Below are 10708 nucleotides of genomic sequence, written 5' to 3' on the forward strand. Positions count from 1 at the left end.
ATCCTCCCTTCCCTACTTCGACTTGACGCTGGTTTGTAATACGACCAGGCTCTTCTTAGCCCCCGGTACGGCACCTTTGACTAAGATCAAGTTGTTTTCTACGTCAACCTTAACCACTTCCAAGTTTTGAACAGTGGTTTTTGCATTACCCTTACGACCTGGGGAATGATGCCCTTTGAATACACGGCTTGGGCCTGCTGCACCAAGGGAACCGGTTTTACGTTTATGCTTGGAACCGTGGGACATGGGGCCTCTGTGGGCGCCATAGCGCTTAATGGTACCTGCAAAGCCTTTACCCTTGCTGGTCCCGGTTACATCCACTTTATCTCCCGCTTCAAACACATCGGCAGCGATGGTTTGACCGGTAGTAAATTCGGCTGCATCATCCACACGAAATTCTCGCAAGTAGCGAGCTGCGGCCACACCGGCTTTATCAAAGTGTCCCTGCATGGGTTTATTAACACGGACCGGTTTCACAGCGCCAAAGCCCACTTGCACAGCTTCGTAGCCGTCATTGTCGTTGGTTTTAACTTGGGTTACATAGCAGGGACCGGCTTCAATAGCGGTCACCGGAATGAGCGCCCCTTCGGGCGTAAAGATTTGGGTCATCCCAATCTTCTTACCTAAAATCGCTTTCATGTGTACTGCACCTCCTTAATTTAACTTACAGTTTGATTTCAATTTCTACACCACTCGGCAGGTCAAGGCGCATCAGCGCTTCAACGGTCTTGTTGGTGTGTTCGGTTATATCAACCAAGCGTTTGTGGGTACGGCGTTCAAATTGTTCCCGGCTGTCTTTGTTGACGTGGGGTGACCGCAGTACGGTGAAAACACTCTTTTCCGTCGGCAGCGGAATCGGACCGGCCACATTGGCACCGGTTTTCTTAGCTGTTTCGACGATCTTACTTGCGCTTTGATCCAGCAGCTTGTGGTCAAAGGCTTTTAACCGAATTCTGATTTTGTTTCTTGCCATTCTTATATTTCCTCCTTAAGCGCCCGATTAGCGGACATGCTCCACGGAAAAACCTGGGCCACGGACTCTGGCGTGTCCATAAATCCAGCAACCTTCCGCTTCTTCACAGTGAGACACCCCAATAGTTTACCACAGCCGTAAGTGCGATGCAAGGATTTTTATGGTTTTTAGCTATTTTTTACAAAAAGTAGCGCCTGCCTTGATTCATCAAGGGCAGGCGCCGGTGGTGAAGTCTGTTAAGGGCTTTTATTCGCCTTTATTTTCAAAAATAACAGTGGCAATCATCTTCATAGGCTTATCGCCGGTGGCCGTAATGGAGTGTTTGGCCCCATCAGCGGTGTAGATGAGGTCCCCGGGGCCGACATCGACCGGGGTCCCGTTGTCATCGACATGGGCGGTGCCTTCCAAGATATAGTAGAGTTCAAAATTATCGGTGTGGTCATGGAGCCCCAGAGAAGCACCCGGTTCGAAGGTGAGGACGTTAAACATCTTGGCCTCTCCCTTTAATTTTTCCGGCGGAATGAGAAACTTAAATTCCACCTTTCCTTGGCCACCAAAACATTCAGTGCGGATTTCCCGCTGCATATCCTTATCTTGAATAATCATTCCTATGCTCTCCTTTCAGCTTCTATGAAGTAACTCCTGCGTCGTAACAGCTATCTTTTTCCTTCATGCAAAAATCAAAACCCCTTAACCATCTATGACATAAAAGCAAGGCTGATCACTTTATGATACAACTTGGTTAAAAGCATGGCCATACAGAAGGATATGATGGTTACGCTAATAATCCAAGGCCAAGCCTCTATGGATTTATCTTTCAAAACAGATTGAAATAAGTAGATCAGCATGGGGTGAAGCAAGTAAACACCTAATTGCTCATGAAAGTGGTATTTCAAATGTTTAGCTATATTGAAAAAGAATAATGATCCGGTTAAAGCTAGGGTCAGGTCATAAAGATCTTGGCCCATCTGCCCGGTAAGATGAATGGCCCCAAAGTTGAATACCAGCAGGAATATGCCTCCCGCCATGAGCCAGACCACAGGGGAGCAATTAAATTTTTTACCAAAAACTTCCCCCATTTGAAAATAGATAATATTGCCAGTTAAGCCATGAATTGGAAAGGCTGGATGAGAAAAGAAGACCACAGCAGCCGCAAGTAGTTTGACGACTGGAGGTATTTTCAGCTCATCTAAAATACGATTTAAGACGAATATGCAAAAAAGAGTATGAGCATACCATACATGTCTGAGCCCATCATTAAAGACAAAATTCTTCCAAGTGAGCGGTTCGTAATACCCCAAGAACTTCAAGACAGGAATCATGAAGCAAACAAAAACCAGTAGAGCCGGCAAAAGCAAGCGCTTGACTTTTGTATAAATGAACTTAAGGCAAAAATCCTTTGGTCTATACACCATACCGGCCAAAATAAAGAAAAGCGGCATGTGAAAGCTATAAATGGCCCGTACAAGCTGATCCACTAAATATACAGGTGTTTCTACCATATTGAAAAGCGAAGGCGTCTCAATATCATAAAAAACTAAAACATGGCCAAAAACAACCAACCAAAGCGTCGCAAATTTCGCGCCATCAATGCTTAAATCACGTTTCGATTTATTTTCAACACGCATCGGCAGGCTCCTTCTGACCCTTAGCAATAAAGGGGGGGTAATCCACAGGCTATGCCAGTAGGCAACAAGACTCACCAGGTCCCTCCAATTATAGCAAAAAAGCAGGGCCTGGGGCCCTGCTTGATAAAGAATAACTTATTTGTCAATCTTAGATACAACGCCGGCGCCTACGGTGTGGCCACCTTCGCGGATAGCGAAACGGAGACCTTCTTCCATGGCGATGGGGCTAATGAGTTCGACTGCCATTTTGACGTTGTCGCCAGGCATGACCATTTCGGTGCCTTCCGGCAGTTCGATGACGCCGGTGACGTCGGTGGTACGGAAGTAGAATTGGGGACGGTAACCGTCGAAGAAGGGTTTGTGACGGCCGCCTTCTTCTTTGGTCAGGACGTAGACTTCACATTCGAATTTGGTGTGGGGGGTGATGGTGCCGGGTTTGGCCAGAACTTGCCCACGTTCGATTTGGTCTTTGTCGATACCACGGAGGAGGGCGCCGATGTTGTCGCCGGCTTCTGCGTAGTCGAGTTGTTTACGGAACATTTCTACGCCGGTGCAGACGGTTTTCTTGGTTTCTTCGGTGATGCCGACGATTTCTAATTCGTCGCCGATTTTCAGTTCACCACGTTCTACACGACCGGTGGCGACGGTACCACGACCGGTGATGGAGAAAACGTCTTCGACGGGCATGAGGAAGGGTTTGTCTTTGTCCCGTTCCGGGGTCGGGATGTAGTCGTCAACAGCTTGCATGAGTTCTTTGATGTTTTCTGCCCAGGGACCGGTCGGGTCTTGGAGGGCTTGGTAGCCGCTGCCGCGAATGACGGGGATGTCGTCGCCGGGGAAGTCGTATTCGCTTAAGAGTTCACGAATTTCCATTTCGACGAGTTCGAGCAGTTCTTCGTCGTCTACGAGGTCGCATTTGTTCATGAATACGACGATGTAGGGGACGCCTACCTGGCGGGCCAGGAGGATGTGCTCACGGGTTTGGGGCATGGGGCCGTCTGCTGCGGATACAACCAGGATGGCGCCGTCCATTTGGGCTGCGCCGGTGATCATGTTTTTAACATAGTCGGCGTGGCCCGGGCAGTCGACGTGGGCGTAGTGACGAGCGTCGGTTTCGTATTCAACGTGGGAGGTGTTGATGGTAATACCACGTTCACGTTCTTCCGGTGCCTTGTCGATTTCGTCGAATTTGTTGGCTTTGGCTTTACCTTCCTGGGCCAGGACTGCGGTGATGGCTGCAGTGGTGGTGGTTTTACCATGGTCAACGTGACCGATGGTACCAATGTTAACGTGCGGTTTTGTACGCTCAAATTTTTCTTTTGCCATGATGTTAGCCTCCTATTTTAAAAATTAACCTTTGCGCTTGGCAATGATTTCTTCAGCAATGGATTTGGGGACTTCTTCAAAGTGGTCACTTTGCATGCTGTAAAGGCCACGGCCCTGGGTTCTGGAACGCAAGTCGGTTGCATAGCCGAACATTTCAGACAGGGGAACGAAGCCATGAATAACCTGGGTGTTCCCTTGGGCTTCCATCCCTTCAATCCGGCCGCGGCGACCGTTGAGGTCACCCATAACGTCACCCATGTATTCATCCGGAACGGTGATTTCAATTTTCATCACCGGTTCTAAAATGACCGGGTTCGCTTTTTCAGCCGCATTCTTGAAGGCCATGGAGCCAGCCACTTTAAAGGCCATTTCAGAAGAGTCGACGTCGTGGTAAGAGCCGTCGATCAGGGTTGCCTTCATGTCAACCATATCGTAACCGGCCAGGACCCCGTTTTCCATGGCTTCTTTAATCCCGTTTTCAATCGGACCGACGTATTCTTTGGGGACAGCCCCACCGACGATCTTACTTTCAAACTGGAAGCCGGAGCCGGGCTCTAGAGGTTCGAGTTCGATGACAGCGTGACCGTATTGACCACGACCACCGGACTGACGAACGAATTTACCTTCTGCTTCGACTTTCTTGCGGATGGTTTCTTTATAAGAAACCATCGGTTTACCTACATTGGCTTCCACGTGGAATTCGCGTTTCAGACGGTCAACGATGATGTCTAAGTGTAACTCGCCCATCCCGCTGATAATGGTTTGGCCGGTTTCTTCATCGGTGTAGGTTTTGAAGGTCGGGTCTTCTTCAGCCAGTTTGGCTAAGGCCAGACCCATTTTATCTTGATCCCCTTTGGAAGCAGGTTCAATGGCGATGGAGATAACCGGATCCGGGAATTCCATGCTTTCGAGGATGATTTCATCCTTTTCATCGCAGAGGGTGTCCCCTGTGCCGGTATCTTTTAAACCAACAGCAGCGGCGATATCACCAGCGAAGACTTCATCAATTTCAGTCCGGCTGTTGGAGTGCATTAAAAGGATACGGCCGATACGTTCACGTTTCCCCTTGGTGGAGTTGTAAACGTAGCTACCGCTCTTTAAGGTCCCGGAATAAACCCGGAAAAAGGAAAGTTTACCGACATAGGGGTCGGTCATCACTTTAAAGGCCAGGGCAGAGAAGGGTTCATCATCACTAGCGTGACGAGAAGCTTCAGTACCATCCGGCAGAACCCCGTCAATAGATGGGATATCGGTCGGGGCCGGCGCATAGTCCACAACGCCGTTCAAGAGGAACTGGACCCCCTTGTTTTTGAAAGCGGACCCACAGAATACAGGGACGGCTTCATTGGCGATGGTGGCTTTCCGCAGGGCTTTTTTAATATCCTTGACGGAGATGTCTTCCCCTTCAAGGTATTTTTCCATGAAGTCTTCATCCGTTTCAGCAATCCCATCAAGCAAAGCCGCCCGATACTCTTCAACTAGGTCAGCCATATCGGCCGGGATGTCCATTTCTTCATAGTTGACTAAATCTTTGCTGTCGAGGAACTTATAGGCTTTCATTTCGACTAGGTCGATCAAGCCGTCAAAGTGATCTTCAGCACCGATCGGCAGCTGGACAGCAATGGCGTTAGCGCCTAACCGGTCTTTCAGCTGACCTACAACATTTAAGAAGTTGGCGCCGGTCCGGTCCATCTTATTGACGAAGGCAATCCGCGGTACGCCATAGCGCACAGCTTGACGCCATACCGTTTCAGACTGGGGCTGTACACCGGCCACAGCGCAGAATACAGCTACAGCGCTGTCTAGTACACGGAGAGACCGTTCGACTTCAACAGTGAAATCAACGTGCCCTGGCGTGTCTATAATATTTATTCTAGTTCCATGCCATGTGGTGGTGGTTGCAGCGGAGGTTATGGTGATACCACGTTCCTGCTCTTGCTCCATCCAGTCCATGGTAGCTGCGCCGTCATGTACTTCGCCGATTTTGTGGGATTTACCGGTATAATACAGGATACGCTCGGAAGTTGTTGTTTTACCGGCATCAATGTGAGCCATGATACCAATATTACGGGTGTTTTGAAGCGAAAAATCTCTTCCCACTTAGCTGCCTCCTTTTATATTATTATTACCACCGATAGTGAGCGAAAGCTTTATTGGCTTCAGCCATCCGGTGGACTTCTTCTTTTTTCTTAACGGCATTGCCGGTGCTGTTTGCAGCATCCATCAATTCGTTAGCTAAACGTTCGTCCATGGTTTTTTCACCACGTTTACGGGCAAAGGTGACCAGCCACCGCAAGCCTAAGGTTTGGCGACGTTCTGCACGCACTTCTACCGGTACCTGGTAGTTGGCACCACCGACACGGCGGGCTTTAACTTCAAGAACAGGCATAACATTTTTCAAGGCTTCTTCAAAGACATCAATGGCTTCTTCGCCGGTTTTTTCAGCTACGGTTTTGAATGCATCGTAAACAATGCGTTCAGCAGTGCCTTTTTTACCGTCAAGCATGACTTGGTTGATTAATTTAGTGACTTGTTTGCTGCCGTAAATCGGATCAGGTAACACGTCACGTTTGGGTGCACGATCTCTTCTGGACATAGGGGCCTCCTTTCAAATATTTACTGACTTACTTTTTAGGGCGTTTGGTGCCGTATTTGGAACGGGCTTGCATACGGTCGTTAACCCCTGCAGCGTCCAGGGTCCCACGGACTAAGTGATAACGCACACCAGGAAGGTCACGCACACGACCACCACGCACGAGAACGACGGAGTGTTCTTGTAAGTTATGGCCAATACCGGGAATGTAAACGGTTACTTCAGTCCCATTGGTTAAACGAACACGGGCTACTTTACGTAGGGCAGAGTTCGGTTTTTTCGGGGTCGTGGTGTACACTCTTGTGCATAAGCCGCGTTTTTGCGGGTTGTTTTGTAAGGCTGGAGCACCGGATTTCTTCTTGGAGGAAGAACGTCCTTGGGTCACCAGCTGGTTAATTGTTGGCATACTGCCACCTCCTTATTTGAATATGGCCGACTCAATGGCCAAAATGGCCAAGGAAACGGCAGCGCCGTGCAGCGCTCAGTTGATTCGTGCGAGCGCTTTGCACCCGTACATACACACCTGCACATACTCTTGTGTATGCACAGACACTAAATTAATATAGCACGGCCCTGCTTCCTTGTCAACCATAGATCAATGGCTATTCTTATTAAATATAGACACGCGGTTGCTTGGGTTTCTCTTCTTGGTCCGCTTCTTCACTGTCGCCTTCGGCCTCTTGCGGGGCTTCTTCATCGACAGCCAGCCCTTCTTCTGCCTCCTCCAGGTCATAGACATTTTCCGGCTCATCCTCGACGAGGCTGATTTTCCGGTAGTGGCGCATGCCGGTCCCGGCCGGAATGAGTTTCCCTAGGATGACGTTTTCTTTCAGGCCGACCAGGGAGTCGCTCTTACCCTTGATGGCCGCATCGGTTAAGACCTTGGTAGTCTCCTGGAAGGAAGCGGCAGACAAGAAGCTTTCTGTGGCCAGGGCGGCCTTGGTGATCCCCAGGAGCTGGACTTCACCACGGGCTTCTTGCTTGCCTGCTTCCCGCAGTTGGCGGTTGGCCACATAGTAGTCGATGATGTCTACCTGGGCGCCGGCAATGAATTGGCTGTCGCCCGGGTCGTCAACTTTGACCTTCCGCATCATCTGGCGGACCATGACTTCAATGTGCTTGTCGTTGATGTCTACCCCCTGCAGGCGGTAGACCTTTTGCACTTCCTGTAAGAGGTATTCCTGGACGCTGATTTCGCCGGTCACGCTCAGGAGTTCTTTGGGGTTGATGGACCCCTCGGTCAGGACTTGGCCGGCAACGACCTGGTCCCCTTCGCCCACTAAGACATGGGCGCCGAAAGGAATCTTATATTCATCGACCTTGGCGTCATCAGACCGGACCATGACCAGGGTCAGGCCGTCTTTTTCGCCCATTTCAACAGTCCCGTCCACATGGCTGATGACCGCTTCCCCTTTTGGTTTCCGGGCTTCAAAGAGCTCTTCAACCCGGGGGAGCCCCTGGGTGATGTCCCCACCGGCGATCCCCCCGGTATGGAAGGTCCGCATGGTGAGCTGGGTCCCCGGCTCCCCGATGGATTGGGCGGCGACGGTACCGACAGCTTCCCCGACGTCAACCATCTGGCCGGTGGCCAGGTTGCGCCCGTAACAATGGGCACAAACCCCATGGCGGCTGTGGCAGGTCAGGGCGCTGCGGATGACGACTTCTTTGACGCCGGCGGCTTCAATGGCCTTGGCTTCGTCATCATTCAGGTAGGCACCGGCTTCAGCGAGCACTTCACCGGTTTCCGGATGGCAGACCGGGTCCACTAAAATCCGACCGGCAATCCGTTCCCAGAGGGGTTCAATGGTTTCAGACCCATTCATGATGGCGCGGACGGTCAGACCCTGGTCAGTGCCGCAGTCGATTTCCCGGACGATAACGTCCTGGGCCACGTCAACCAGGCGGCGGGTCAGGTAACCGGAGTCAGCAGTCCGCAGGGCGGTATCGGCCAGCCCCTTCCGGGCCCCGTGGCTGGAAATAAAGTATTCCAGGACGGTGAGGCCTTCGCGGAAGTTGGCCTTGATGGGCATTTCGATGGTCTTCCCGGAGGGGTCGGCCATGAGGCCCCGCATGCCGGCCAACTGGCGGATTTGCTGGTTGTTCCCCCGGGCCCCGGAGGTGGCCATCATGTTGATGGGGTTAAAGGTGTCCAAGTTGGCCAGGAGGGCTTCCCCAATGGCATCGGTTGCCCGGGTCCATACGCCGATGACCAACTGGTAGCGTTCGTCATCGGTGATGAGCCCCCGGCGGAACTTGGTTTCAATCCGGCTGATTTCCTTATCGGCATCGGCCAGTAAAAGGGGTTTTTCATCCGGAATAACGATATCTGTGTAACCGATGGAAATCCCGGCCTGGGTGGAGTACTTATAGCCCTGGCTCTTGATCCCATCGAGCATTTCAGCGGTTTTGCTGGCCCCTAAGCGGCGGAAGCACCGGTCGACAATATTGCCGAGTTGCTTTTTACCGACCACTTCGTTGATATAGCCCACTTCATCCGGAATCGGCTGGTTGAAGATGAGCCGGCCGACGCTGGTTTCGACCATACGGCCGTCAGGCATCCGCACCTTGATAAGGGCCTGGATATGGACGGCGCCGGCATCATAGGCCAGCTTAGCCTCGGTGGCATTGGCAAAGCGCTTGCCGGTCCCCGGGGCATCCGGCCGGAGGATGGTCAGGTAGTAGCTCCCCAAGACCATGTCCTGGGTCGGTACGGTGACCGGGCGGCCGTCTTTGGGGTTTAAGATGTTGTTGGCCGCCAGCATGAGGATACGGGCTTCGGCCTGGGCTTCGGTGGACAGGGGCACGTGAACAGCCATCTGGTCCCCGTCAAAGTCAGCGTTATAGGCGGTACAGGCCAGGGGGTGGAGCTTTAAGGCCCGGCCTTCGACCAGGACCGGTTCAAAGGCCTGGATCCCCAGGCGGTGGAGGGTCGGGGCCCGGTTTAAGAGGACCGGGTGGTCTCTGATGACCTTTTCCAGGACGTCCCAGATGACCGGGTCCAACCGTTCCACCATCCGCTTGGCGGACTTAACGTTATGGGCGGTCCCGTCTTCTACCAGTTCCCGCATAACGAAGGGTTTGAAGAGCTCGACAGCCATTTCCTTGGGCAGGCCGCACTGGTGCATCTTCAGCTCCGGCCCAACGACGATAACAGACCGGCCGGAATAGTCGACCCGTTTCCCTAAGAGGTTCTGCCGGAACCGGCCCTGTTTCCCCTTGAGCATGTCTGATAGGCTCTTTAAGGGGCGGTTGCCCGGGCCGGTCACAGCCCGGCCGCGACGGCCGTTATCAATCAAGGCGTCGACGGCTTCCTGGAGCATCCGCTTTTCATTGCGGACAATGATATCCGGGGCGCCCAGGTCCAGGAGGCGTTTCAACCGGTTGTTCCGGTTGATGACCCGGCGGTAGAGGTCGTTTAAGTCACTGGTGGCGAACCGGCCCCCGTCCAATTGGACCATGGGGCGGAGGTCCGGCGGGATAACGGGCAGGACATCCAAGACCATCCAGGCCGGATTGTTCTTAGACACCCGCATCCCTTCGACCACTTCCAGCCGGCGGGTGGCCTTGACCTGGCGCTGGCCGCTGGTATTTTGGACTTCTTCCTGGAGCTCTTGAGAGACCTGGTCCAGGTCGATTTCTTCCAAAAGGGTCTTGACCGCTTCGGCGCCAATGCCGGCGGTGAAGTTCATGCCGTGCTCTTGGCGGGCCTTACGGTATTCCGCTTCGGAGAGAATTTGGTACTTTTGTAAGCCGGTGACGGCTTCATCACCGGGGTCAATGACGATATAACTGACAAAGTAAATGACCCGTTCCAGCTGGCGGGGGCTCATGTTCAAGACCAGGCCCATCCGGCTGGGGATCCCCTTGAAATACCAGATATGAGTACAGGGGGCAGCCAGTTCAATATGACCCATGCGTTCACGCCGCACAGATGACTTGGTCACTTCTACCCCGCAGCGGTCACAGATAACGCCTTTGTATCTGATCCGCTTATATTTACCGCAGTTACACTCCCAGTCTTTCTTAGGGCCAAAAATCCGCTCGCAAAAGAGACCGTCCCGCTCCGGCTTTAAGGTCCGGTAGTTGATGGTTTCCGGTTTTTTGACCTCGCCGCTGGACCAACCCCGAATGGTTTCGGCGCTGGCCAAGCCGATGGTAATGTGATCAACGTGGTTAATATTACCCAAG

The 10708-nt window shown here is 52.3% G+C and carries 9 protein-coding genes; all 9 read right to left on the reverse strand.

The window, feature by feature from the left end; all coding sequences use genetic code 11:
* Positions 1-12: 12 nt before the first annotated feature.
* Positions 13-639, reverse strand: coding sequence for a 50S ribosomal protein L3 (gene rplC, locus ACLGL1_RS04210; RefSeq protein WP_411007530.1), 627 nt, complete (start codon positions 637-639; stop codon positions 13-15).
* Positions 640-664: 25 nt separating this feature from the next.
* A complete protein-coding gene (gene rpsJ, locus ACLGL1_RS04215; RefSeq protein ID WP_408976538.1) occupies positions 665-973 on the reverse strand; it encodes a 30S ribosomal protein S10 in 309 nt (102 codons plus the stop codon).
* A gap of 246 nt (positions 974-1219) precedes the next feature.
* On the reverse strand, positions 1220-1579 hold the full coding sequence (locus ACLGL1_RS04220) for a cupin domain-containing protein (protein WP_411007531.1): 360 nt from the start codon (positions 1577-1579) through the stop codon (positions 1220-1222).
* A 92-nt stretch (positions 1580-1671) separates the two neighbouring features.
* The gene (locus ACLGL1_RS04225; RefSeq protein ID WP_411007532.1) at positions 1672-2601 is read right to left on the reverse strand and encodes an acyltransferase family protein; all 930 of its coding nucleotides are present in this window, start codon (positions 2599-2601) and stop codon (positions 1672-1674) included.
* Between the two features lie 135 nt (positions 2602-2736).
* Complete coding sequence (tuf, locus tag ACLGL1_RS04230; protein WP_411007533.1) at positions 2737-3927, reverse strand: elongation factor Tu; 1191 nt, start codon at positions 3925-3927, stop codon at positions 2737-2739.
* 24 nt (positions 3928-3951) lie between these two features.
* Entirely contained in the window at positions 3952-6027 is a 2076-nt protein-coding gene (fusA, locus tag ACLGL1_RS04235; RefSeq protein WP_411007534.1) for an elongation factor G, read from the reverse strand.
* Between the two features lie 25 nt (positions 6028-6052).
* The gene (gene rpsG / locus ACLGL1_RS04240; RefSeq protein WP_408976534.1) at positions 6053-6523 is read right to left on the reverse strand and encodes a 30S ribosomal protein S7; all 471 of its coding nucleotides are present in this window, start codon (positions 6521-6523) and stop codon (positions 6053-6055) included.
* 28 nt (positions 6524-6551) lie between these two features.
* A complete protein-coding gene (rpsL, locus tag ACLGL1_RS04245; protein ID WP_411007535.1) occupies positions 6552-6926 on the reverse strand; it encodes a 30S ribosomal protein S12 in 375 nt (124 codons plus the stop codon).
* Between the two features lie 205 nt (positions 6927-7131).
* On the reverse strand, positions 7132-10707 hold the full coding sequence (rpoC, locus tag ACLGL1_RS04250; RefSeq protein WP_411007536.1) for a DNA-directed RNA polymerase subunit beta': 3576 nt from the start codon (positions 10705-10707) through the stop codon (positions 7132-7134).
* Between the last annotated feature and the right edge of the window lies 1 nt (position 10708).

This window comes from Peptococcus simiae (genome assembly GCF_046569735.1).
Classification (GTDB): Bacteria; Bacillota; Peptococcia; order Peptococcales; family Peptococcaceae; genus Peptococcus; species Peptococcus simiae_A.

What these genes read in the sequence shown, in the direction of transcription:
- tuf (WP_411007533.1), bottom strand. Translation starts at nt 3,927, where the DNA reads ATGGCAAAAGAAAAATTTGAGCGTACAAAACCGCACGTTAACATTGGT.
- rplC (WP_411007530.1), bottom strand. Translation starts at nt 639, where the DNA reads ATGAAAGCGATTTTAGGTAAGAAGATTGGGATGACCCAAATCTTTACG.
- rpsJ (WP_408976538.1), bottom strand. Translation starts at nt 973, where the DNA reads ATGGCAAGAAACAAAATCAGAATTCGGTTAAAAGCCTTTGACCACAAG.
- rpsL (WP_411007535.1), bottom strand. Translation starts at nt 6,926, where the DNA reads ATGCCAACAATTAACCAGCTGGTGACCCAAGGACGTTCTTCCTCCAAG.
- rpsG (WP_408976534.1), bottom strand. Translation starts at nt 6,523, where the DNA reads ATGTCCAGAAGAGATCGTGCACCCAAACGTGACGTGTTACCTGATCCG.
- ACLGL1_RS04225 (WP_411007532.1), bottom strand. Translation starts at nt 2,601, where the DNA reads ATGCGTGTTGAAAATAAATCGAAACGTGATTTAAGCATTGATGGCGCG.
- ACLGL1_RS04220 (WP_411007531.1), bottom strand. Translation starts at nt 1,579, where the DNA reads ATGATTATTCAAGATAAGGATATGCAGCGGGAAATCCGCACTGAATGT.